The organism is Terriglobales bacterium (assembly GCA_035457425.1).
In the GTDB taxonomy this organism is placed as follows: Bacteria; Acidobacteriota; Terriglobia; order Terriglobales; family Acidobacteriaceae; genus JACPNR01.
Map to the genome: position 1 here is coordinate 1 of DATIBR010000056.1, position 22,407 is coordinate 22,407.

At 65.3% G+C, this 22,407-nt stretch carries 19 protein-coding genes and 1 tRNA gene; 8 read left to right on the plus strand and 12 right to left on the minus strand.

What is annotated here, in order from left to right; all coding sequences use genetic code 11:
* Positions 1-269 precede the first annotated feature (269 nt).
* Entirely contained in the window at positions 270-1,064 is a 795-nt protein-coding gene (gene tatC, locus VLA96_04090; protein HSE48369.1) for a twin-arginine translocase subunit TatC, read from the minus strand.
* Positions 1,057-1,476: a twin-arginine translocase TatA/TatE family subunit gene (locus tag VLA96_04095; protein HSE48370.1), complete on the minus strand. Its 420-nt coding sequence runs from the start codon at positions 1,474-1,476 to the stop codon at positions 1,057-1,059. The genes tatC and VLA96_04095 overlap by 8 nt, the downstream gene beginning before the upstream one ends.
* A 200-nt stretch (positions 1,477-1,676) precedes the next feature.
* On the opposite strand from VLA96_04095, the gene VLA96_04100 reads away from it, so the two are divergent.
* Complete coding sequence (locus VLA96_04100) at positions 1,677-3,275, plus strand: S41 family peptidase (protein HSE48371.1); 1,599 nt, start codon at positions 1,677-1,679, stop codon at positions 3,273-3,275.
* A gap of 57 nt (positions 3,276-3,332) precedes the next feature.
* Here VLA96_04100 and VLA96_04105 read toward each other — a convergent pair whose 3' ends face one another.
* Positions 3,333-3,554, minus strand: a complete 222-nt coding sequence (locus VLA96_04105) for a hypothetical protein (GenBank protein ID HSE48372.1) — start codon at positions 3,552-3,554, stop codon at positions 3,333-3,335.
* Between the two features lie 144 nt (positions 3,555-3,698).
* Here VLA96_04105 and VLA96_04110 point away from each other — a divergent pair, with 144 nt between their 5' ends.
* The 3 genes from VLA96_04110 to VLA96_04120 all read left to right on the plus strand — a co-directional run bounded on the left by VLA96_04110 (position 3,699) and on the right by VLA96_04120 (position 4,888).
* Positions 3,699-4,202: a hypothetical protein gene (locus VLA96_04110; GenBank protein ID HSE48373.1), complete on the plus strand. Its 504-nt coding sequence runs from the start codon at positions 3,699-3,701 to the stop codon at positions 4,200-4,202.
* Between the two features lie 180 nt (positions 4,203-4,382).
* Entirely contained in the window at positions 4,383-4,742 is a 360-nt protein-coding gene (locus VLA96_04115; GenBank protein ID HSE48374.1) for a PilZ domain-containing protein, read from the plus strand.
* 70 nt (positions 4,743-4,812) lie between these two features.
* Positions 4,813-4,888, plus strand: a tRNA-Ala gene (locus VLA96_04120).
* Between the two features lie 7 nt (positions 4,889-4,895).
* On the opposite strand, the gene VLA96_04125 is transcribed toward VLA96_04120, so the two are convergent.
* The 6 genes from VLA96_04125 to VLA96_04150 form a co-directional block, all read right to left on the minus strand.
* Positions 4,896-5,495: a cupin domain-containing protein gene (locus VLA96_04125; GenBank protein HSE48375.1), complete on the minus strand. Its 600-nt coding sequence runs from the start codon at positions 5,493-5,495 to the stop codon at positions 4,896-4,898.
* 9 nt (positions 5,496-5,504) lie between these two features.
* Positions 5,505-6,887 (minus strand): M20/M25/M40 family metallo-hydrolase, encoded by a 1,383-nt coding sequence (locus VLA96_04130; protein HSE48376.1) that lies wholly within the window; start codon positions 6,885-6,887, stop codon positions 5,505-5,507.
* A 77-nt stretch (positions 6,888-6,964) separates the two neighbouring features.
* Entirely contained in the window at positions 6,965-8,185 is a 1,221-nt protein-coding gene (locus VLA96_04135) for an alanine--tRNA ligase-related protein (GenBank protein HSE48377.1), read from the minus strand.
* Between the two features lie 32 nt (positions 8,186-8,217).
* Positions 8,218-9,423, minus strand: coding sequence for a threonine synthase (locus tag VLA96_04140; GenBank protein ID HSE48378.1), 1,206 nt, complete (start codon positions 9,421-9,423; stop codon positions 8,218-8,220).
* A complete protein-coding gene (locus tag VLA96_04145) occupies positions 9,383-9,907 on the minus strand; it encodes a DUF4442 domain-containing protein (GenBank protein ID HSE48379.1) in 525 nt (174 codons plus the stop codon). The genes VLA96_04140 and VLA96_04145 overlap by 41 nt, the downstream gene beginning before the upstream one ends.
* A gap of 115 nt (positions 9,908-10,022) precedes the next feature.
* On the minus strand, positions 10,023-10,961 hold the full coding sequence (locus VLA96_04150; GenBank protein HSE48380.1) for a hypothetical protein: 939 nt from the start codon (positions 10,959-10,961) through the stop codon (positions 10,023-10,025).
* A 209-nt stretch (positions 10,962-11,170) separates the two neighbouring features.
* Here VLA96_04150 and VLA96_04155 point away from each other — a divergent pair, with 209 nt between their 5' ends.
* Complete coding sequence (locus tag VLA96_04155; GenBank protein HSE48381.1) at positions 11,171-13,102, plus strand: tetratricopeptide repeat protein; 1,932 nt, start codon at positions 11,171-11,173, stop codon at positions 13,100-13,102.
* 165 nt (positions 13,103-13,267) lie between these two features.
* Here the strand turns inward: VLA96_04155 and VLA96_04160 are convergent, their stop codons facing one another.
* Both VLA96_04160 and VLA96_04165 read right to left on the minus strand, forming a co-directional pair.
* Positions 13,268-13,768: a sigma-70 family RNA polymerase sigma factor gene (locus VLA96_04160; GenBank protein ID HSE48382.1), complete on the minus strand. Its 501-nt coding sequence runs from the start codon at positions 13,766-13,768 to the stop codon at positions 13,268-13,270.
* A 360-nt stretch (positions 13,769-14,128) separates the two neighbouring features.
* Entirely contained in the window at positions 14,129-17,584 is a 3,456-nt protein-coding gene (locus tag VLA96_04165) for a PAS domain S-box protein (protein ID HSE48383.1), read from the minus strand.
* 213 nt (positions 17,585-17,797) lie between these two features.
* Here VLA96_04165 and VLA96_04170 point away from each other — a divergent pair, with 213 nt between their 5' ends.
* Complete coding sequence (locus tag VLA96_04170) at positions 17,798-18,916, plus strand: HD domain-containing phosphohydrolase (protein HSE48384.1); 1,119 nt, start codon at positions 17,798-17,800, stop codon at positions 18,914-18,916.
* Between the two features lie 905 nt (positions 18,917-19,821).
* On the plus strand, positions 19,822-20,865 hold the full coding sequence (locus VLA96_04175; protein HSE48385.1) for a hypothetical protein: 1,044 nt from the start codon (positions 19,822-19,824) through the stop codon (positions 20,863-20,865).
* Between the two features lie 64 nt (positions 20,866-20,929).
* Here the strand turns inward: VLA96_04175 and VLA96_04180 are convergent, their stop codons facing one another.
* Positions 20,930-21,142, minus strand: coding sequence for a hypothetical protein (locus tag VLA96_04180; GenBank protein ID HSE48386.1), 213 nt, complete (start codon positions 21,140-21,142; stop codon positions 20,930-20,932).
* Positions 21,143-21,298: 156 nt separating this feature from the next.
* Here VLA96_04180 and VLA96_04185 point away from each other — a divergent pair, with 156 nt between their 5' ends.
* Positions 21,299-21,961, plus strand: coding sequence for a hypothetical protein (locus tag VLA96_04185; GenBank protein HSE48387.1), 663 nt, complete (start codon positions 21,299-21,301; stop codon positions 21,959-21,961).
* Positions 21,962-22,407 lie beyond the last annotated feature (446 nt).

Sequence of the window (22,407 nt, forward strand, 5' to 3'; positions counted from 1 at the left end):
GAGCGCCTTCACGTGCGCGAGCGCGCGCTGCCCTTCGATTCTGGGCGCGGTCACGTCGGCGTACTGCACCGGCGGCGCGGCCTGCGGCGACTCCGCCTTCACCGCGACCGGTCCTTCGAGCGTGGTCTTCTGCTCGCCACATCCCGCGAGCGCAACCGCGTAAACCAAGACCAAGACCTTTAACCACGAAGGACACGAAGTATCACGAAGGAAACCAGAAGAAAGCACTACTTCGTGCTCCTTCGTGTCCTTAGTGGTTAAGTGTTTTGTCACGCCGCTTCCTTCGCCACTCTCCGCGCCGGGTGCACCAGCCACGCGATCCCGATGCTCAGCACGTACAGCACGATCATCGGCGCCGCGAAGATGCACATGTTCAGGATGTCGGTGGTCGGCGTCAGCACCGCCGCGATGATGAAGATGATCAGGATGGAGTAGCGGAAGTTCCGCCACAGGAAACCGGGGCTCACGATCCCCATCAGCGCGAGGAAGAAGATGAGGATGGGCATCTCGAAGATCACGCCCATGCCGGCGATGACCGTGAGGAACAGGTCGGTGTACTTGTCCACCGTGATCATCGGCTTGAACTGCTGGCCGTACCCGATGAGGAAGTCGAGCGCCGCGGGATACACGATGAAGTACCCGAAGGCGCCGCCCGCCACGAACAGCCCCACCGTCGAGAGCAGGAACGGCGCGACGTACTTCTTCTCTTTCCGGTACAGCCCGGGCGCGATGAACGCCCACACCTGGTAGAGCACCCAGGGCGACGCCAGGAACAGCCCGCCCAGCAGCCCGATCTTCAGGTAGATGTTGAACGGCTCCGTGGGCGAGGTGTAGACGAGCTGCGTGTCGAGCTGGTGCGCCTGGAGCGCCTTCACGATCGGCCGCTGCATCCAGCCGAAGATGCGCTCCGCGTAGTACCACGCCACGCCAAAGCACACCGCGATCCCCAGCAGCGACCAGATCAGCCGCCGCCGCAGCTCCTCCAGGTGCTGGAGAAAGCTCATCCCGCTCAGTTCTTCGCTGTGCTTGACGTCGAGAGCGGGGTCCACGGCCGTCTCAGGCAACGTGGTCTCCCGTGACCCGTGTGGAGGCGGGCGACTCGCCCGCCGCGGCTTCTGGCTTTGCCGTCTCTACCGCCGCGCCATCCGCTTGGGTCTGCGCCGCCGGCGGCTGGATCTTCCGCTCGCCGTGCTCCCACGCCGCCTGGTGGCTCAGCTTGGAGTAGTCCACGTTCTCTTTTGCCACCGTGCCTTCGGGCGGCTCCAGCCCTACCGACTTCCGCGCCTCTTCCTTCAGCTGCTCCAGTTCCAGCTTGTGGACCTCGTCCTCGAGCTGGTGCTTGAAGTCGTTGGAGGCGCGCTTGAACTCGCCCAGCGCCTTCCCGAGCTGCCGGCCGAGCTTCGGCAACTGCGCCGGCCCGAAGATCAGCAGCGCGATCAGGAAGATGAAGATCAGCTCGGGCATCCCGAGGTCCATAGGGGTTAATGATAAACGAATCGAAACGCGCGCCCTTACGTCTAACCAAACAGAGCTGCCGCAGCCCGGGAACCGGCGGCGGCATCTTACAAAAGGTACGCGAGGTGCTCCCGGCGGGCGCCGGAAGCCTCTCAGATTCAGTGCTATACTGCCCGAAATCCACATCCGTCCCGTGACGGAAGCTCGCGAAGGAAGTTCTCATGGCTGGTAGTGCTCGCCGTTCTCTGCTCCCTGTCCTGGTCGTCATCCTGCTCTGCGGCATGCTCGGAGTGGTGTTCGGGCAGCGCGTGACGCCCAGCGCCGGCACCTCCGACTCCGACGTGCGCGACTCGCTGCGCACCTTCTCCACCGTCTACGACCTGGTGGAGCAGAACTACGCCGAGCCGGTGAATCCCGACAAGGCAATCTACAACGGCGCCATCCCGGGGATGCTGCGGGTGCTCGACCCGCACTCCAACTTCTTCGATCCCAAGAGCTACTCGCTGCTGCGCGAGGACCAGCGCGGCAAGTACTACGGCGTGGGCATGACGGTCGGCCCGCGCAACAACAAGATCATCGTGATCGCGCCCTTCGTCGGGACGCCCGCCTACCGCGCCGGCATCCGACCGGGCGACGTCATCGTCGCCGTCGACGGCAAGCCCACCGACAACATGAACACCGGCGAGGTCGCCGACCTGCTCAAGGGGCCCAAGGGCACCACCGTCAAGATCACCATCCTGCGCGAGGGCTCGGAGAAGCCGCTCGACTTCACCGTCATGCGCGACGAGATCCCGCGCTACTCGGTGGACCTGAAGTTCATGGTGCGCCCGGGCATCGGGTACATCCACGTGAACGGCTTCAACGAGAACACCGAGCACGAGGTGCAGCAGGCGCTCGACGAGTTCGGCGACATCAAGGGCCTGATCCTCGACCTGCGCCAGAACCCCGGCGGGCTGTTGAGCGAAGGCGTGGGCGTGGCCGACAAGTTCTTGAAGAAGGGCGCGGTCGTCGTCTCGCACTACGGCCGCTCCAGCCCGAAGAAGGAATACCGCGCCACGCACGGCAACGGCGGCAAGGAGTATCCGCTGGTGGTGCTGGTGAACCGCGGCACGGCGAGCGCGGCGGAGATCGTCGCCGGCGCCATCCAGGACCATGACCGCGGGCTGATCGTCGGCGAGACGACCTTCGGCAAGGGCCTGGTGCAGACCGTCTACCCGCTCTCGGAGAACACCGGCCTGGCCCTGACCACGGCGAAGTACTACACGCCCTCGGGCCGCCTCATCCAGCGCGAGTACACCGGCGTCTCGCTCTACGACTACTACTACCACCGCGACGAGGCCAACAACAACGGCAAGGAAGTGAAGATGACCGACAGCGGCCGCACCGTCTACGGCGGCGGCGGCATCACGCCCGACGTGAAGCTGGCGGCGCAGAAGACCAACCGCTTCCAGGATTCCCTGCTGCAGAACTTCGCCTTCTTCAACTTCGCCAAGCACTACCTCATCGGCAAGCACGTCGGGCGCGACTTCCAGGTCGACGACGCCGTGCTGCAGGACTTCCGCCGCTACCTCGACAGCCAGAAGGTCGCCTACACCGAGGCCGACCTGATGGAGAACGATCAGTGGGTGCGCACCAACATCAAGACCGAGGTCTTCATCGCCGAGTTCGGCCAGCAGGAAGGCCAGCGCGTGCAGGCCGAGGCCGATCCGCAGGTGATGAAGGCGCTCGAGCTGCTGCCCCAGGCCAAGGCGCTGGCCGAGAACGCGCGCAAGGTCATCGCCGAGCGCAGCGGCCACCCGCTACCCGCGAATAACCAGTAAGCCGCTTCCAACCAGAAGGGCCGGCGCCATGCCGGCCCTTTTTGATCTCTTCGGACCCTAGCTGCGACCGCTGCGCGAACCCGCGACCGCGAGCACGCCTCCGACCACGATGAGCGCCGCGCTGATCATCGGCGAGACCTTCTCCTCGGTCTTGGTCTGCACCCCGATCTTCACGCCGCCCGCTTCCACGCCGTGGTTCTCCTGCCGCGGGATGGGCACGAACAGCGACAGCACGCCCAGCACCACCAGGATGATCCCGACCCAAAGCAAAGCCTTCATAAGGCTCCTTTCGCACCCGGTTCGCGGGCGCACTGATTGTGATGCACCCGAGCTGCTGCCTTTTGCCCCGACCCCTTGGACTCTTCCGCCTCGCCGCGCTTTCCGTTATCTTGGTGCGTTGTCACCTCGGATAGCGGAGACGGCATGAGAGCCATCGGGATCTCGCTGTTGCTCGCGGCCATACCATTCGCCTTCATCGTCTACATGGTCTTCACCGGCGACATCGGAGTGCCGCCGCACTGGACCGTGGACGGCCTGTTCATGACGCTGATCCTGCTGACCATCAGCGGGATCCTGGCGTTCAACGCCCTGCTCGAGGCCAAGGTGCGCGGCCTGATCCGCCTGCCGGGCCTGGAACCCGCCTTGGCGGGCGCCGGCGGCGGGACGTTCGCCGCGGGGCCGCTCTCAACCATGAGCGGCAACCTCAAGACCGACATCGGCGTGATCGAGCAGGTGGATTACTTCGACGCGCCCATCGGGCAGCCCAACAAGTCCTTCGTCCGGCTGCGCGCCAAGGGCGACAAGGACCCGCGCACGCTGGTGCTCTATGGCAACATGCGCAGCCTGCTCATCCCGGGCCGCAAGATGCAGCTCACCTACTTCCCGCAGGAAGGCGGCGCCACCCTGGTCTCCTTCGATTTCAAGTGATCCGGCGCGCGTTACTTCCGTAATTTGACGGTTCCCGGGGCTTGGGCGAAAGTGCATGTGCACGGTGAAGACGGCAGGGGCCGGCTCCACCGCAGCCGAACGGAAGCCCGCCGCCATTTCGGGGGAGTTGGCGGCGGGCGTTCCCTGTACTATATGGAAACCACCAGCACGACGGAGCTTATGGCCACCACACCGACCGGCGGCGACCGGCGCGTCACCCCCCGCGCGAATGCGCAGTTTGAAGTCCGCTACGGCAACGGGGCGGATATCCAGGTCGCGCAGGCCTGCGACATCTCGGCCACCGGCATCGGCCTGCTCGGGCCCAAGCAGTACCCGGTGGGCGCCGAGATCGAGCTGCGCTTCCGCCCGCCCGCGAGCGACAAGGGCGACTTCATCGTGATGAAGGCCAAGGTGCGCCACTCCACCCCGCAGCGCATGGGCCTGGAGTTCGTCAACATCGCGCCCTCCGACCATCTGCGCGTCCGCGACATGATCCACCGGCTGCTGGGGTCGCAGTCCGGCAAGCACTCCATCGGGTGACGCTCCGCAATCTGCTTGCTACAATAGGAAAGTCTCAGCCCGCGCATCCGCGCGGCTTCCTCGGACAAGTGGGGCTATAGCTCAGCTGGGAGAGCGCATCGTTCGCAACGATGAGGTCGTCGGTTCGATCCCGACTAGCTCCACCAATCTCCCCTACTTCTCAAGGCTGACCTCCGACTCCGTCGCCATCACGAGCTCGCTGCCGACGCGCGTCTCGTACTGGATGATGGGCCCCGAGCGCCAGCCCTTCTCGATCGTGCCCACGCCGTACTTCGTCCTGATGCGCTGGCCGGCGCGGTAGCGGAAGGCCTGCGCCGCGTCGGGCGAATCGAAGCTCTGCACCGGATACTTCCAGTGGAGATGGAACGGCCCGACGCCGTGTACCTGCACGGTGGCGGGCTCGGGCGTCTCGCCGAAGATCATCGTGCCCTTGGGAAAGAACGCGTACCCGCCGGGGCCGAGGCAGCGCAGCTTGGCGCGGTCGAAGTCCGGCCCGGTTCCGAGGCAGACTCTTCCTTCCAGCACCGTGATGTGCTCGTCCACCGGATGGGTGTGCGGCGGGATGAAGCCGCCGCGCAGCTCGCGGATACGCATCACGAACGGCTCGCCCGTCTTCTCGACGTCGCCGTGAATGACCTCGAAGTCCTGCGTGAGCGGCTTGAACTCCACCAGCTGTATGCCCGGCGCATCGGCCACCTGCGCGCCGACGCACGCCGCCAGCAGGACCACGCCCAGAACCAGCGCTCGGCTCATGGCGGCCTCCTACTTCTTCCCGGCGATGTCGGTGGTGGCGTGCCACAGGTACTCGACGAACTTGCCGAGCTGCTCCACGCTGATGCGCTCGTCGTTGCCGTGGACGCGCTTGCGGTCTTCGTCGGTCTGCGGGATGGCGATGTCGTAGGCCTGCACGCCTTTCACGCGCAGCTGCGCCGAGTCGGTGGCGCCCACCTGCATGACGGGCAGCGTGGCCGCGCCCGGCCATGCTTTCTGCTGCGCGCGCTCCAGCGCCGCGTACATCTCGCTGTCGAGCCGCGAGGGCGGCGCCGGCGGCCGCTGCTGGCCGCGCTCCAGTGGCACGATCTCCACCGCGGGGTCGTTGACCAGCTCCTTCAGCGTGGCAATGAACTTCGGCATGTCCTCGTCGGGCAGCGCGCGGACGTCGAGCGTAGCCTCCGCCTCCGCCGGAATCACGTTCTCGCGGAAGCCGCCCTGGATGATGGTCGGCGAGATCGAGGTGCGCAGCATCGAGTTCAGCGCGATGTCGTGCTCGCGGAACTGCTGCTGCGTCTTCGGGTCCTCGAGATGGGTGTAGAACCACGCCTGGTCGGCGGGCGAGATCTTCGCCAGGCGCGCGAAGAAGGCGCGCGTGGTGTCGTTCAGCCGCATCGGCGGCTGCCACTGGCCGATCTTCGCGACCGCGGCGGCCAGGTGCGTGATGGGGTCGTCGAGCCGCGGCATGGAGCCGTGCCCGCTCGAGCCGCGCGCGATCACCTTCAGCCCGCGCGGGATCTTCTGCGTGGGCGAGACCCCGACCACCGCTACCTGGCCGTCGGGCGTCACCAGTGACGCGCCCCCTTCGTTGAGCGCGTACTCCGCGGCGATCTTCTCCCAGTGCTTCTCCACCAAGAAGTCGATGCCGAACTCGGTGGTGCCTTCCTCGCCCGCCTCGGCCAGCAGGATGACGTCGCGGTCGAGCGGCACGTTCAGCCGCTTCAGCGTCAGGAAGACGACCAGGTTCGCCGCGTCCATGCCCTTGTCGTCGGAAGAGCCGCGGCCGTAGACGTAGCCGTCCTTGATCTCGGCGGCGAACGGGTCGACGGTCCACCGCGCGCGCTCCACCCCAACGACGTCGAGGTGTCCCATCAGCAGGAGCGGCTTCTTCGCGCCCGACCCCTTCAGGCGCGCGATGAGCGAGCCGCGCCCGGGCGCCGATTCCACGATCTCGGAGGCGATGCCTTCCTTCGCCAGCACGCTCTTCAGGTACTCGGCCGCCCTGGTCTCGTTGCCCGGCGGGTTCGAAGTGTCGATGCGCACCAGCTCCTGCAGGTGCTTCACGGCCTCGGCCTTGGCGGCGGAGAAATCGGGTTGCTGGGCGGTGGCGAACGAAGCCAGGATCATCAGAACGAGAACGCTTCGGAGTTTCATGTCTCCCCTTTTCCCTCTCAGGTAGGCGCCGGCAACTAGCCGGCGCGAGTGCGGGCGGGTCGCCCGCACCTACCTGTTCATACTTTTGTCGCAGTCTCTTTCACGGCCACTTCCGCGTCGTTCGCGCTCGGCACGCCGCCCTGGGCCATCTCTTTCGACCCGCCGCCGCGGCCGCCGCGCGCCGTGACCGCGTCCTTCAGCAGCGCGCCCATGTTGTAGTCCAGACCAGCGGTGCAGGCAAACACCAGCGTCGGCTGGCCGGCGGTGGAGGCCAGCAGCGCGACCGCTTGCCGCTGCGCGTCGGCGGTGAGCTGGTGCGCCAGGAACTTCACGAACTCGGGGCCGCGGTCGGCAAACACCTGCGTGATCACGCGCCGGCCGTTCTGCTCCGGCGTCTCGGCCAGCAGCTTGGCGGCGTGCATCGCGGCCAGCTCTTCCAGCAGCTTCTGCTGCGCCTTGCTCGCGGCCTTGGTCTCCTCCTGCTGCTTGCGGATCTGCTGCGGCACCTCCCAGATATGCGTGGTGTAGGCGGCGGCCGCGTCGGTGAGCACGGCAAAGTCTTTCTGCGCGGTCGCGACCGCGCGCGCGCCGCAGACGAACTCCACGCGCGCGCCCTGCTTCACTCTTTCCTGCTTGCGAACGAGGATCGCGCCAATCTGCCCGGTGCGCTGCACGTGCGTCCCGCCGCAGGCGTTGAGGTCGAATTCCTGGATGTCGATCAGCCGAAGCTTCGTCTGGCCACCCTTCAGTGGCGGCAGCTTACGCACGTTGCGTTGCTTCGCTTCGTCGGGGGTGACGAACTCGATCGCCACCGGCCGGTCGTCGAGCACAACCTCGTTGGCGAGCTGGGCGGCGCGCTCGAGCTGCTTCGCATCGAGCAACTTGGTGTCGAGGTCGATGGTGCACGACTCCGCTCCCATGTGGAACGAGACCGTCGGCATGTTGAAGAGTTTCTCGAACGCCGCCGAAAGCACGTGCTGCCCGGTGTGCTGCTGCATGTGGTCGCGGCGGCGCGCGCGGTCGAGCTTGCCGTGGACGGCGGTTCCCTTCGCGGGCGCCGCGCCCTCGATGAAGTGGAAGACGGTGCCGGTGTCTTCGTCCTCCGTCACTTCGGAGACGGCCAGCAGGCCGTCTCTACCCTCGAGCGTGCCGATGTCGTGGGTCTGCCCGCCCGAGGTCGGATAGAACGCCGAGCGGTCGAGCACGACCGCGGTGCGACCGTCGCGCTCGACGACGTCGACGACCTGCGCGTCGAACTCGTAGAGGAAGCTGTCGGAGTAGTAAAGACGCTCTGTCATTGACTCGATGACCCGATCGCTCGATGGCTCGATCAGTATGGCCCGATGATTCCCCCGATGTTCCGTCCCGCCGGCATGGCGGCCTGCTTCTTCCCTGCTGCCGCGACCACGTCGATGTACTTCAGCCCGGAGCCGGTGTTGAACAGCACGCAGGTGTCGCCCGGCTTCAGGAAGCCCGAGGCGATGAGCCGGTCGTACGCTGCCAGCGACGCCGCTCCCTCCGGCGCGGCGAACACGCCCTCTTCGCTCGCCCACCGGCGCACGCAATCCAAGATCTCTTCGTCCGTCACCGCGACGGCCGTGCCGCTCGACTTCTTCAAGATGTCGAGGATGATGTAGTCGGCATACGCCTTCGGCACGCGCAGCCCGGCGGCGACGGTGCGCGCATCTTTCCACATCTCCGAGACCGGCTTGCCTTCATCCCATGCTTTAGGGATGGGCGCGCAACCGGTTGATTGGACGGCAATCATCTTGGGACGCTTCTTGCCTATCCAGCCCAGCAGCTCCATCTCGTCGAACGCTTTCCACATCCCGATGAGGCCGACGCCGCCGCCGGTGGGATAGAAGATCGCGTCCGGCAGCCGCCAGCCGAGCTGCTCGGCGACCTCGTAGCCCATGGTCTTCTTGCCTTCGACGCGGAACGGCTCCTTCAGCGTCGAGATGTCGAACCAGCCCTGCTTTTCCTTCTGCTCGCCGACTGTGCGCGCGCAATCGGAGATCAGGCCGTCGACCAGCGTGACGCGCGCGCCGTAGCTCTGGCACTCGACCAGGTTCGCCTGCGGCACGTCCTTGGGCATGAAGATGTGCGCCTCGATGCCGGCGGCCGCCGCGTACGCCGCCAGCGCGCTCGCCGCGTTCCCCGCCGACGGGATGGCCAGCTTGCGCAGCCCGTAGTGCTTCGCCATCGTCACGGCCGCGCACAGGCCGCGCGCTTTGAACGAGCCCGTCGGGTTCAGGCCTTCGTCCTTAATGAAGACGTTGGGCGTCTTGCGCGACGCGAGCATGGGGGTGAAGCCTTCGCCGAGCGAGACGGGGTCGGCCTCCGGCAGGACGTCGGCGTAGCGCCACATCGTCGCCGGGCGCCCGGCAAGCGACTCGCGCGTGAAATCTTTCTTGATGGCCGCGAGGTCGTAGCGGACGTAGAGCGACCCGCCGTCTTTCGGACAGAGCGTCTGCGGCCGGTCGGCCGCGAGCTTGTCACCGCATTTGGAGCATTGAAGAAACGCGATCTTTGCCATGCGCTTTGTTCGGGTCCCGCTTGCGGATGTAGATGGTCTTCTCGACCACGACGTGCGGCGTGCCTTCCCGATCCACGAGCGTCGCGGTGTACTGCCGCTCGACCGCCTCGCCGCCGGCGGTCAACTCGCGGATCGCTCGCAACTCCGCCTCCTCGATCCGGAAGTGAGCATACAGCTTACCGCGTCCCGCCTTCTTGAAGTGGATGGTCGCGCGCGTGTCCCACACGCTGTACTCCGGCCCGAGGTTGCGCGCGATCATGAGCATGTACACGGGATCGAGGGCGGAGTAGAGGGTGCCGCCGAAGATGGTGCCGCGGTAGTTGCGGTTGCGCCAGTTCAGCTTGACGGTGAGCTCGGCTTCCAGCCAGTCGTCGGAGACGTAGGTCGCGCGCGTGCCGCTGCTGGCCAGGAAGTAGAAGAGGTTGATGCGCCAGCGCACCAGCTTGTTGCGGAGCGACTCCCGGCGCCGAGCGGACGTGCCCACGCCGGGAGTCTAAATCAGGCTTCCGAAGATGGTGAAGTCGAGGTCACTGCTATCGGTGTGCAGGCCGCGCTTCCGCAGTTCGGACTCACCTCGCCGATCGATTCGTCCCGACGGACTATTCGTCCGCTTTGAGCTTGGTGCGGGTGGTGACGAACAAGTCGAAACTTGTGCGCGTCGGATCGGCTGAGTTGAAGTACAGGGTGGTTCCGTCAGCCGAAAGCTCCGGCAGCCCGTCAGTGAACTCCGTATTCACCACAGGGCCGAGGTTCTCCGGCGCGGACCAGGGATCGGAAGTGGTGGGCCGTGTCGCAACCCAAAGGTCATCGTCGCCAAAGGAACCGAGCGAACCCGCGCGGTTCGAGGGAAAGATGATCTCGAGTCCGTCGCGACGGATGGTGGGCCCTCCGTCGTTCGCAGGGCTGCTCAGTTCCGCCACGAGTACTGCCGGACCAAAGGTTTCGTCCGGCTGAAGCTCACTGGCGTAGATGTCACTCCCGCCCAAGCCCCCCGGACGGTTGGAGGTAAAGTACAGGGTGGTGATCCCTGTGGTCTCGTCCTCGAAGATCCAAGCTTGCTGCTCAAGCGCAGCAGTGTTGACGCCACTTCCGAGATTCTGCGGGGGCTGCCAGCCGAAGTCGTCGCGCTTGTTGTGTCGCCGCGAGACGTAGAGGTCGGCTGCGCCCGCGCCGCCCGGGCGACCGCTCTGGAAATACAAGCGATGGCCATCAGGAGAGAGCATGGGAGATGCCTCTCCGCTCTGGGTGTTGATGATCGGCCCTAGATTCTGCGGCGGTCCCCAGGGCGCATCCACGCTGGGACGCTGCGAAACATAGATATCCGCCGCTCCGAAACCGCCGGGGCCGTTGGAATGAAAGTAGAGGCTCAGTCCGTCTTTGGAAATGCACGCGCCCTGCTCAAAATACAGCGTCGTATTGATGACCGGACCGAGATTGACTGGCGTCGACCACGGGCCGAACTCCTGCGCCCCCACCGGAGCCGATGCGAGCAGGCTCACGGTCAGCAGGGCCCAGGCGAAAAAGGTTGCGTGTTTCATCAGATCTTCCTCCTTGGTGGCTATTAGGGAGCCCGCGTACCTGAAGATGAAATTCGCCGCAGTCTCTGCTGAAGATCGCCACGGCACAAGTCATGAGTCGCTCCTCCGCATCTCCCGGGCTAACTTGCTGAAAGGGTTTGGTCCTCGGCTCGCCGGGTGCTAGACTCCGGGCGAAAACCCCTCCCCGGCCGTCAAGGCAGAGCTTCCACTTGAAGCTGCCGGCACCAGTCCGTCTACTGCTACGCTTCGGAGCGTATGAGCTCGACCCACAGGCCGGCGAACTCTACAAGCACGGCACCCGGATGCGCCTGCAAGATCAGCCACTGAAGGTCCTCCTTTTGCTCGTGGAGCGGCGCGGTCTACTGGTTCCGCGGGAGGACTTCCATGAGCTGCTCTGGCCAGAGGCGACCGCCGGCGACTTCGATCATGGCCTGAACAATGCCGTGAACCGGTTGCGCGAGGTCTTGTGCGACTCCGCCGAGGCGCCGCGTTTCATTGAGACCGTCCCCAAGCGCGGGTACCGCTTCATCGCTGCGGTCGAGATACCGACACCGGAGCCGCTGCCCATGGCTGCGGCTCCGGTCGTTGTCGCACGTCAGGTGCTCGCAGGCGGCCCACCGGAAGCATCGGAGCCGCGGCCGTGGCCGGCGAGCGCGACGCTGCTGATGGTGCTGGCGCTCTCGATCGGTACCGGCGTATTGGCTTTCCGGGGCTGGCGGGGCTCGCCTTCGGCAAGCCCGGCGCCGGTTCGGGCCATTGCCATCCTGCCGTTCGAGAACCTCACCGGCGACGCGACGCAGGAATACCTCGCCGATGGAATGACGGACGAGCTCACGACGGAACTGGCGCGGATCAGGTCCCTGCGCGTGATCTCGCGCACTTCCGCCATGCAGTACAAGAAACAACGAAAGCCACTCCCGGAGATCGCTCGCGAGTTGAAGGTGGATGCGGTGGTCGAAGGCTCCCTGATGCGGTCCGGCAGCCGCATCCGTGTCACTACGCAGTTGATCGACGCCACAACCGACCAGCATCTCTGGGCACAGAGTTACGAGCGCAACCTGGACGAGATCGTGCCGCTGGAAGCTGAGATCGCGCGCTCCATCGCCGGCGAGATCCGGGCCAAAGTGACGCCGGAGGAGCGCACCCGCCTGGCCGAGATCCGTCCTGTGGATCCGGCGGCGTATCAGCTTTACCTCCAGGGGCGTTTCTTCCTGGCGCAACGCACCGAGCAGAGCGTGAACAAAGCGGTGAGCTACTTCCAGCAGGCGATCCGCAAGGACCCCGGGTACGGCCCCGCTCACGCGCACTTGGCCGAAGCCTATGCCTTGTACGACTCGGGTACATTCCGGGCTCGACGTCCGCGCGAAGTCCTGGCCTTAGCGCGCGCCTCCGCCCTGAAGGCCCTCGAACTGGATCCCAATCTGCCGGAAGCCTATACGGTGCTGGCGGCGACCTCGGCGGAGTATGCCTGGGACCTGACCACTGCCGAGCGCTATTTCCGCCAGGCGATCGCTGTCGGACCAGGAAATGCCACCGCGCACTACTGGTACGCTCGATTCCTCTCAGGTCGGGGACGGCAGGCCGAGGCATTCGTGGAGATCGAGCGCGCGCGCTCGCTCGATCCGCTGTCGCTGACCATCAACAATGACCTGGTTGGGATCTATTTCAGCCTGGGCCGTGCCGACCAAGCCTGGGCACAACTGAACAAGACCTTGGAGATGGATCCGAATTACCCGCGGACGCATATCAGCCTCGGGATGGCCTACGAGGCCCAGGGTCACAATGACGCCGCCGTCCTCGAGTACCAGAAAGCGCGGGCCTTGGGCGGCGAGAACTGGCCTGAGCTGCGGGAACCGCTGCAGCGCGCATACGAGGCAGGCGGCGTCGACGGGTACTACCGTACACAGTACCGGCTCTTGAGGGAGATGTCCCGCACGCGCTACGTCTCTCCTGTCTACCTGGGATTGCTCGCCGACAGGTTCGGCGACAAGGAACAGGCCCTCGCTTGGTGGGAGAAAGCCTTCCAAGAACGCGAACCTGGCTTGATCGCGCTCAAGGACGGCGGCGGATGTCCCGGTACCCTGCAGGCGGACGCGCGCTGCCAGGATTTAGTAGGCAGGATACGCGTAGCAGTGAAATAGACGTGTCTCGCTAGCGTGCCTGCAGCGTCAGTCGTCCTGCATCTCGCTCTCGCGATCATTGCTCGAATCCTTGTCGCGCTCGGTGAGCGCTCGCAGTGCGTCAGTCGACAATAAAAAAGCCCCTCGGTGACGACCGAGGGGCGAAGCAAGGAGAGGAGATGGAGACTAGTTCTGTTCTGCGATCAGCTCCCGCATGCGGAGCCGCGCCTGGTGAAGGCCCTGCAGCACTTCATCGGCGCTCACACCCAGCAGCCGGGAGATCTTGGTCTGGTCGTACCCTTCCACGTCGTGCAGCAGGAAGAGCAGGCGCTCGGTCGCCGGCAGCTCGACCACGGCGCACTCCAGGTGGACGCGCTTCACGTTGCGGCGCACGTTGACGACCGCGGTGGCCGGCGCGCACGCGAGCGTCAGCTCGCCCACCGGCATCAGCTCGCGGACTTCGGCGAGCAGCGCGCGGTCGATCATCTCGGCCGTCGGCTCGCTGGCCGCGGCGAAGGCGCGCACGAAAGTGTTCTGTGCCACCGTCTCGGCGGCGAGTTCGTTGTTCGTCATCCAGAAGGCCAGCGAGTACACGCGATGCCGGTTGGCTTCGTAGATCCGCTCCCGGTCAGCGCTCGCGATCGCCGCGACGCCGGGGAGGTACAGGACTTTGGAGCTGCTCGCCATGGTTCCTCTTTCTGACCCGAGGGTCTGTCGCTTCTCTGTCCGGTTCTGCGTCCGGTCTTACTGCCTGGCGCGGCCGAAAACGTACAAGGGGAGAGACGGGCCGCGCGTCCAACGGCCTAGTAGAGAGCAATCAGTCTGCCCAAGCCCCGAGGATTTCCACATTCCACTGACTTGGGTACTAACCCATTGGGAAACAGCAAGTTCCGGAAGTTTTTACACTAGCTCGAGCAGGCTAAGGCGGGGAGCAGCAGGAACTCCGGATGCCGGAGAGTGGCACCAAAGTACACACTTTTGTCCGGGGTGTGAGTAATTCTTGCGACGGTCTGAGGACGCCGCCGACACAGGTTTGGACGGCTTGACCTACGAGCCTGTTGCCACGGCCTTCGACTTTTTCAGCAGCCGCCGCGTGATCGCGATGAGGTCGTCGACCTCGAAGGGCTTCACGATGCAGGGGATCTTCTTGTCCTCGATGAAGCGCCGGATGTCGGTGTCGCCGAAGTTGGAGATGGCAAACAGGATGGACCGCTCCAGGCCGGGGCGGTTCTCGGCGACCCACTGGTAGACGTCCATGCCGGTCCAGCCGCCGGGCATCTTGCCGTCGATGATCATGGCGTCGAAGGTCTCGGACTGGAGCAGCGCGACGGCTTCCTCGCCGCTCATGCGCGTGACGACTTCCAGCCCGGCGCCGCGCAGCACCTCGGCCTCGAAGTCGAGGACTGCTTCCTCGTCGTCGACCACCAGGACGCGGCCGGCGAGCGCGGGCTGCTTGCGCAGGGCGCGGCTGCGCGGCTCCTCGTCCGGCGCGCTGGCCGCCGCCGGCAGGCGCACCGTGACGACCGCGCCGCGCTCGTGGTGGTTGTGCGCGGTGATCTCGCCCTGGTGCTCCTTCATGATGCCGTAGCAGATGCTCAGTCCGAGCCCGGTCCCCTTGCCCACGCCCTTGGTGGTGTAGAACGGGTCGAAGATGCGCTTGGAATCGCGGATGCCGGGGCCGGTGTCGCGGAACTCGGCCGCGACGTAGCCGTTGCGCGCGTGCACGCGGACGTGCAGCGCGCCGCCGCGCGCGACCTCCAGCATCGCGTCGACCGCGTTGTTGATGACGTTGAGGAACACCTGCTCGATCTGGTGCGGGTCGGCGGTGACGGCGGGCAGCGGCGACTCGAACTCGCGCTCCACCGAGATGTTGTTCAGTTTCAGGTCGTAGTCGCGCAGCGCCAGCGTCTCCTCCAGCACGCGGCGCAGGTCCACCGACTGCTTCTGCGGCTTGCGCTGGCGCGAGAACGAGAGCAGGTTCTGCACGATCTTGTGCGTGCGCTGCGCCTGCCGGTAGAGCTTGCTGACGAAGTCGCGCGAGCGCTCGTCGAGCTCCTCGTTCTCGAGCAGCTGTGCGTAACCCAGGATGGCGGTCAGCGGGTTGTTCAGCTCGTGCGCCACGCCGGAGATGAGCTGCCCGATGGCGCTCATCTTCTCGCTCTGCAGCAGCTGCTCCTGCGTGCGCGTCAGGTCCTCGTAGGCGCGCCGCGTCTCCTCGTACAGCCGCACCTTCTCGATGGTGTTGGCGAGCTGCCTCCCGATGGCGACCAGCAAGGTCTCCTCGCTGGGCGTGAACTCGCGCGCATCGCGGCTCGAGATGCCGAGCGTCCCCACGATCTTGTCGTTGGCCCACAGCACCAGCCAGAGCCAGCTTTGCAGGCGCTCGGCGCGGACGAAGTCGGCGATCACGCCCGGCAGGTGCGGCAGGTGCTGGTGCGTGATCACCTGCGCCCGCGAGGCCTTCACCGTCTCGTAGAACTCCAGCGGGATCTGGAACTCCTGCAGCCCGCGGCCGGTGTCGGAGTCGTAGCCGAAGCCCGCCACGCGGCGCAGCGTGAGCGTGTCTTCATCGAACAGGTTGATGGTGCCGGTGTCCACGCCGAACAGCTGCGTCACCTGGCCGAGCGCGTGCTCCAGGATGTGCTCCAGGTCGAAGGACTGGTTGGCGACGCTGGCGATGGCGTTGAGGGCCTTCAGCTCGCGGTTGCGCTGCTTGATCTCCGATTCGGCGCGCTTCTTCTCGGTGATGTCGAGCAGGAAGCCCTGGTAGCGCTCGATCTTGCCCTGGGCATCGCGCAGCGCGAAGCTGGATTCGCGGACCTTGATGATGGAGCCGTCCTTGCGGCGCAGGTCGAACTCGAAGTCGCGCAGCGCGCCGTGCTCGGCGATGGCCGCGCGGAAGCGCTCGCGGTCGCCGGGCGAGGCGTAGAGGTCGTGCGCGATGTCGACCGAGAGCAGCTCTTCGCGCGAGCTGTAGCCCAGCAGGCGCACGAAGCCGTCGTTGCAGTCGAGCAGCCGGCCTTCCGGGGTCGAGACGAACACGCCCTCCTGCACGCGCTCGAAGAACAGGCGGTAGCGCTCTTCCACCGCGCGCCGCTCGGTGGTGTCCTTGATGGTGTGGATGGTCGAGGTCGCGCCGCTCTCCTCGTGATACTGCGTGGTCGTGACCAGCGAGTAGCCGGGGAAGCAGGGGTCGAGCGACTCGTGCAGGCTGTCGCCGTGGGCGCAGTAGGGGCAGCCTTCCCAATCCTTGCCCGCGCCCGGGAACACGACTTCGCAATTCGCGCCGACGACCTCGCGGTACTCCTTGCCGAGCTTCCGCAGCAGCGGGCGATTCAGCTTGATGATGTTGGAGTGGTCGTCGTGCACCAGGACGGCGTCTTCGATGGCGTCGAAGGTGCGGATCCACTGCCGCTGCGAGTGCGCGATCTGCTCGAACAGCCGCAGGTTCTCGAACGCGACGCCGAGCTGGTTGGCGGTCGCGCTGAGGAACTGGGTCTCGTCCGGGCGATAGCTGCGGTGGTCGCTGGAGGCCAGGGCGATCGTCCCGATCACCCCGTTCTTGCCCTGCACCGGAATGACCATCACGTGGTCGAACCCATCGCGGATCATCCGCTGCATGGTCTCGGGGTCGGTGTGGGTCACGCGGATGACGCCGGGGGCGCGCTCGCGCATCACGAGCCCGCTGAAGGTGTTCTCCACCGGGATCTCGCGGCGCGCGTCGCCCACGGTCGCGCCTTCCCCGATGCTCGCGGCCAGCACCAGCTTGCCGCCTTCCAGCAAGCGGAACCACGCGGCGCGGGCTTCCATCAGGCCGCGCAACTCGCGCAGGGCTACTTCCATCATCGGGCGGAAGTCCTGCGCCTCGGCGATGGCGTGGGTGATCTCGTTGACGACGGCGAGCCGGCGCGCCCGCGTCTGCGCGTCGTCGAGCACGACGACCGCCATGCTGAGCGCCAGCAGCAGCTCGATCGCGATGTCGAGCGCCAGGTGGCCGCTGGCGCCCTCGTGCATGTGGACGAAGAGGAAGGTGAAGGTCAGCAGCCAGGGACCGACGGCGCGCCGCCCGCGGCTGAACAGGGCCATCTGCACCGCCGCCGCCGCCTTGATGCCCGTGAACAGGCCCTCGATCACGAACTCCAGCCAGGCCGACTGCGGGAACCACAGCGTGCGGACCACCGCCAGGTCCAGCGCCACCAGCCCGACGATGGCGAGCGGCAACAGCCACCGCATCCGGTTGGTGTAGAACAGGATCGCGGCCGCCATCAGCAGGATCGCCGCGGTGAAGAACAGCGGCGAGAGCACGCTCCACAGCCGCGGCGGCCCGAACTGCCCCGCCGCCAGCCCGCTGACTTTATGCAGCAGCAGCGCGAGCCAGCCCAGCAGCCAGGCGAGCAGGTACTTCTCGCGGAAGGTGCGATACACCAGCAGCCCGCCGGCCAGCAGGATCAGCACGGCAGACGCCTGCACCACCGCAGCGGTGTCTAGGCGGAGTAAGTCCATGGGTCTGAGCGGGGTGAAAGTACCACGGAAAACACCCTAACCCCGCTCCTTTTCGGGTACTCCCCGGCGTTACTTTAGTAACCGGCACGCCGCGCGGCGGCGCGCTTGAACGCTGGCCGGGCAAGGGCGGCGAGCCGGGGAAATTTGCCCGATTGTTTCGGCGGCAACTCTGTGTACAATGTGACTCCCCCGGAAAAGGTTCCCCACCCTTTCATGAGCACCGAGCGCATCCTGGTCGTCGACGACGAAGAGGCGATACGCGAGATCGTTTCTTCCATGCTCAACGCCGCGGGCTTCCGCTGCTCGCAGGCCGCTTCCGGCCTCCAGGCTCTCAACGTCCTGCAGTCCGGCCAGGAGTTTGAGCTCATGCTCAGCGACCTGATGATGGCGGAGATGGACGGCGTCGCGCTGCTGGAGCGCACCAAGGAAGCGTATCCCGACATGCCGGTCATCATGGTGACCGCGGTCCACGACATCTCGGTGGCGCTCGCCGCCATCCGCAACGGCGCCTACGACTACCTGCTCAAGCCCTTCGAGCGCGAGCAGCTGCTGGCCACCGTGCGGCGCGCGCTGGAGCACCGCCGCCTGAAGCTCGAGAACCGCGCTTATCAGTCGAACCTGGAATCGCTGGTCGCGGCGCGCACCGAGCAGCTCCGCCAGGCGATGAGCGACCTGGAACGCTCCTACGACATCACGCTCGAAGCGCTGGGCGACGCGCTCGACCTCAAGGACGCCGAGACCGAAGGCCACTCCAAGCGCGTGACCGCATTCACCATCGCGATGGCCCGCGCCATGGGGCTTTCCAGCCAGGAGATCCGCGTGATCGCGCGTGGCGCCTTCCTGCACGACATCGGGAAGATGGCTATCCCGGACGCCATCCTGCGCAAGCCTGGCAAGCTCACCGAAGACGAGCAGGCCATCATGCGCGAGCACTGCTACCGCGGCTACCAGATGCTGCGCAAGATCCCCTTCCTCGCGGAGGCGGCCGAGATCGTCTACTCGCACCAGGAGATGTTCGACGGCACCGGCTACCCGCGCGGGCTGAAGGGCGACGAGATCCCGCTCGGGGCGCGCATCTTCGCCATCGCCGACACGCTCGACGCCATCACCAGCGACCGCCCGTATCGCGCCGCGCAATCACTCTCCGCCGCCAAGGCCGAGATCCAGAAGTGGGGCGGCCGCCAGTTCGACCCGAAAGTGGTCGAGGTCTTCGTCAACATGCCCGACAGCATCTGGAGCGACCTGCGCCGCGAGATCGACACCCAGAGCTACCGCTTCGCCTACCCGCCGCAAGCCGGCAAGACGCCCGCCAAAGCCACCGCCGGCGCGTAAGCACTCTGAAGTCTTGTTCTGATTCCAGGACAAGATTCTTCACCTGGGTGCGGCACCCCCCGTAAGTCACTGACACTTAAAGGTCTGTTCTGATTCCAGAACAAATTTGAGAAAGTTCGATCAACCTTCGCCATGAGCGTAGTTTTCGGCCACGAGAAACTGCCCCTCTACCGTCGCCAGCTATTGGTGGCGCTTCCACATAGCGGCTCTTGAACGAGTTCCGCTTTGGGAACATCTTTCGATTGCGGAGCAAGGTCACCGGTGAAGCGGGCCACTGGGCCTACGACGTCTTTCTGACGAGCCAGTGATTCGCAATTCCACCAATGACTCGGGCTAGCCCTAAAACTGCTAGGTTCTCATCGCTGATAGAAAGTCAAGGAGATGCTAGATGCTGACGCGAAAGACTCCTGGAGTTTTGTACGCGCTCGCACTGCTGTTCTCGCTAGCCATGCTCTCGCGGCCTGCGCAAGCGATGACGCCGTATTCCATAATCGGCATCGAAGGTCAAAGACTGTCTTCTATCTTTGACGGCCTCAAGCCAAGCTGGTTCGCAGCAGAGAACATGATCCCGAAACCTCGGAGCCCCCGAATTTCCCGACGTCCCACGGGGGCCTTGCAACCGGATGGATCGGGCGAATTCGGCGCACGCCTAATGAAGGTACAAGAATGTCAAGTGTGCCCGCCCACTACCGCGTGCGCCGGTAGCTTCGTAGTTCTCGACCCGACCACGGGTTGCAACAACCCTTTCCCCCCCTCTTCTGTCAGATAGTCCACAATTTCCATGTAGACCCCAGCGATCCCAACACCTCGGAGAATACGGGCGAGCAAGACAGCTATTGCGGTCCAAACTGCTGCTGGGATGCCCAAACCTGTCAAAACTAGCCGACCAGGCGGAGGAACATGTGATGAATATGAAGATGATGCTCCGGCTAAGGACATTGTTCGTAGGCTCAATCCTCCTTGTGTTGGAAGTCCACGCGAACCCGCAGCAGCCGGGTGTAGCAACTGCCTTAGCGAAACCGCATCAGGAGAGGAACTTCCAGACTGTAGCCACGGACACAAATTTTCATTACTGGGACAAGCGTTATCTACTGACATGGGCCTTGACCGGCAATAACGATGCCAGCCCCAACCGGCCGGCAGTAATCGCCTACGACGCTGAGGGTAATCAAAAAGATGCCGTAGTCTGGTTCGACGGGGCCGCGCGCGTGGGCGTATCACATGTGGCCGTCACTGATAGGGGCAAGCTGATCGTCTCGGGTGGGATGCGCACAGCGGAGGGGGTCATCGCCTTTTACATAGCGGATATCGGCGAGGACGGGCGGGTCGCACATGTGATCCGCACCAACCCGTTCGCTCCGGTGTACATCTGTTCCGGCCCGGATGACACCATCTGGAGCTACGGCTTTGACAGAAACGAAAATGGAAACGCGGTGGAAACCGCCCCTGTCTTGCGGCAGTTCAGCTTTGAGAAGGGCCAGCTCCAAGCCATGCTGCCCCTGTCCAGCTTGGATCGTAAATGGCGGCTGCCGGCAGGCAGATATCCGGAAGAAGTGATCATGCGATGCAACGCGAGCCGCGTGGTCATTTACAACGGAAATGCCAGCCAATGGGTGCAGTACGTTTTCCATACCAAAGCATTGTCCTTAAGGCAGGTAGAGGCTTTGCCTCCAACCTCCAAAATGCGAATCTCGGGCTTTGCCATGACCGATGATGGCGACGTCTTCGCGAGCTTCCACCAGCGCGCCAATGCGGTTCCGATGTCGGGATTGTTTCAACTGACCTTCGAGGGAGTGGGGGATGGGCAGTGGACGCCGGTTCCGGGAACGCGCGGACCCTACCTGCGCGGTTCGCCAATCGAACGATTGCTGGGGGCCAACGGAAATTCACTGGTCCACACGCGCGCACGTGACGGCGAGGTTTACTGGTCAAACTACAGCAAGCGATAGGCTCCAGAGCGAGCAGCAAGGGGCGGCTTGCGCCGCCCCTTACCTTTTACCCCTACCCGAAACTCTATCGCGCCAGCTCGGCCTCGATCTCGCTCAACACGCTCTCGATCTGCTCGAGCTCGCGGTCCACTCCCGCGTGGAACCCATCCCAGCCCTGCGGACGGTCCTCGAAGCTGTCGAACAGCGCTCGCACGGCCTGCTGCCCGCGCTCGCTGACGAACAGCAAGCCCAGTCCACCCAGGCCCAGCATCGTCAGCGGCACATACCACTTGCGCATTTCCGTCTCTCCTACCCTTCAATAGACGGCATCTGCCCCGAAAAAGTTGCAGAGTAGATGCTGGATTTCGGCGTGCCGGTCCGGATTCCCGCCTCGGAATACAGCCATTCCGCCGCCACTCTCATCTCACTTATTACGTTCCGAAGCGAGGTTCTTATGAAGAAACGAGCACTGGTCATCCTGTGCGCCCTGGCGCTTTCCCTGCCGGTCCTGGCGCAGGATACGCGGCCGCAGCTGGGCACGCGGCCCTCGTCGGACAGCTACGACCGTCCCGACGCCATCCCCGAAGGCACCACCTTCACTATCCGGCTGCGCGACACGCTCGACACCCGCAAGATCGAGCGCGGCAAGAAGTTCGAGGGCGAGATCCAGGAGGACCTGGTCGCTCCCAACGGGCTGCTCATCCCGCGCGGCCGCAAGGTCGCCGGCCACGTGAGCGAGTTCACGCGCGGCATCAACGGGCGGCTTACCCTGAGCTTCGACAAGATCGAGACCCGCAAGGGCTGGGTGCCGCTGGCGGCGACCGTGGTCGGCGTCCCCGGCGAGCACGGCGTGGAGCCGCGCACCGGCGAGGAAGGCGAGATCAGCCGCAAGGGCATCAACAAGAAGCGGCTCATCGAGTCGCTGCTGATCGGCGGCGCGGTGGGCGCGGCTGCGGGCGCCATCGCCGGCGGCGGCAAGGGCGCGGCCATCGGAGCCGCCGTGGGCGCGGCCGCGGGCGGCGGCGCCGGCGTGCTCACCGACCGCGACGTCAAGATCGAGAAGGGTCAGGCGCTCGAACTCCGGCTCGACCGCCCGGTCATCATCCCCAGCCGCTAACGGGGATTCCCTCCGCGGAGGGTGAGCGACCGGCGCGCGCCGTACCGCGCGTCGCCGGGCGCAAAGGGCGCAGCGGCTCTGCCGCGAAGCCCTCAAAAAAAGATGTACCGCACCTAAATGCCGGAATGAGGGTTTCAATCAGTAATAACTGACAACTCTCACAGGTCGCGGGGCGCGACGCCGCAAGGCAACGCGCCCCGCGATTTTTTGTAGCGCCGGCGTCCCGCCGGCGGTCGCGCAGGCGTCTCGCCCGCGCTAGACTCCTCCTATGCGAACCCTGCTTGCCCTGCTCGCCCTCGTCGCCTCCGCAGCGGCACAAGGCCGTCCGGCCGCTCTCCCGGCGAAGGTCGACTCCTACCTCGCTCCTTACCTCTCCGGCAACAACTTCTCCGGCGCGGTCCTGATCGCGCAGCGCGGCCGCGTGCTGGTGCGCCAAGGCTACGGCA

Excerpts from the sequence above, each read along its gene's own strand:
- VLA96_04170 (HSE48384.1), top strand. The coding sequence starts at position 17,798 with ATGAGCACCGAGCGCATCCTGGTCGTCGACGACGAAGAGGCGATACGC.
- VLA96_04180 (HSE48386.1), bottom strand. The coding sequence starts at position 21,142 with ATGCGCAAGTGGTATGTGCCGCTGACGATGCTGGGCCTGGGTGGACTG.
- VLA96_04125 (HSE48375.1), bottom strand. The coding sequence starts at position 5,495 with ATGAGCCGAGCGCTGGTTCTGGGCGTGGTCCTGCTGGCGGCGTGCGTC.
- VLA96_04110 (HSE48373.1), top strand. The coding sequence starts at position 3,699 with ATGAGAGCCATCGGGATCTCGCTGTTGCTCGCGGCCATACCATTCGCC.
- VLA96_04130 (HSE48376.1), bottom strand. The coding sequence starts at position 6,887 with ATGAAACTCCGAAGCGTTCTCGTTCTGATGATCCTGGCTTCGTTCGCC.
- VLA96_04160 (HSE48382.1), bottom strand. The coding sequence starts at position 13,768 with ATGGCGAGCAGCTCCAAAGTCCTGTACCTCCCCGGCGTCGCGGCGATC.
- VLA96_04095 (HSE48370.1), bottom strand. The coding sequence starts at position 1,476 with ATGGACCTCGGGATGCCCGAGCTGATCTTCATCTTCCTGATCGCGCTG.
- VLA96_04100 (HSE48371.1), top strand. The coding sequence starts at position 1,677 with ATGGCTGGTAGTGCTCGCCGTTCTCTGCTCCCTGTCCTGGTCGTCATC.
- VLA96_04175 (HSE48385.1), top strand. The coding sequence starts at position 19,822 with ATGAATATGAAGATGATGCTCCGGCTAAGGACATTGTTCGTAGGCTCA.
- VLA96_04140 (HSE48378.1), bottom strand. The coding sequence starts at position 9,423 with ATGGCAAAGATCGCGTTTCTTCAATGCTCCAAATGCGGTGACAAGCTC.
- VLA96_04185 (HSE48387.1), top strand. The coding sequence starts at position 21,299 with ATGAAGAAACGAGCACTGGTCATCCTGTGCGCCCTGGCGCTTTCCCTG.
- VLA96_04105 (HSE48372.1), bottom strand. The coding sequence starts at position 3,554 with ATGAAGGCTTTGCTTTGGGTCGGGATCATCCTGGTGGTGCTGGGCGTG.
- VLA96_04115 (HSE48374.1), top strand. The coding sequence starts at position 4,383 with ATGGCCACCACACCGACCGGCGGCGACCGGCGCGTCACCCCCCGCGCG.
- VLA96_04150 (HSE48380.1), bottom strand. The coding sequence starts at position 10,961 with ATGAAACACGCAACCTTTTTCGCCTGGGCCCTGCTGACCGTGAGCCTG.
- VLA96_04135 (HSE48377.1), bottom strand. The coding sequence starts at position 8,185 with ATGACAGAGCGTCTTTACTACTCCGACAGCTTCCTCTACGAGTTCGAC.
- VLA96_04165 (HSE48383.1), bottom strand. The coding sequence starts at position 17,584 with ATGGACTTACTCCGCCTAGACACCGCTGCGGTGGTGCAGGCGTCTGCC.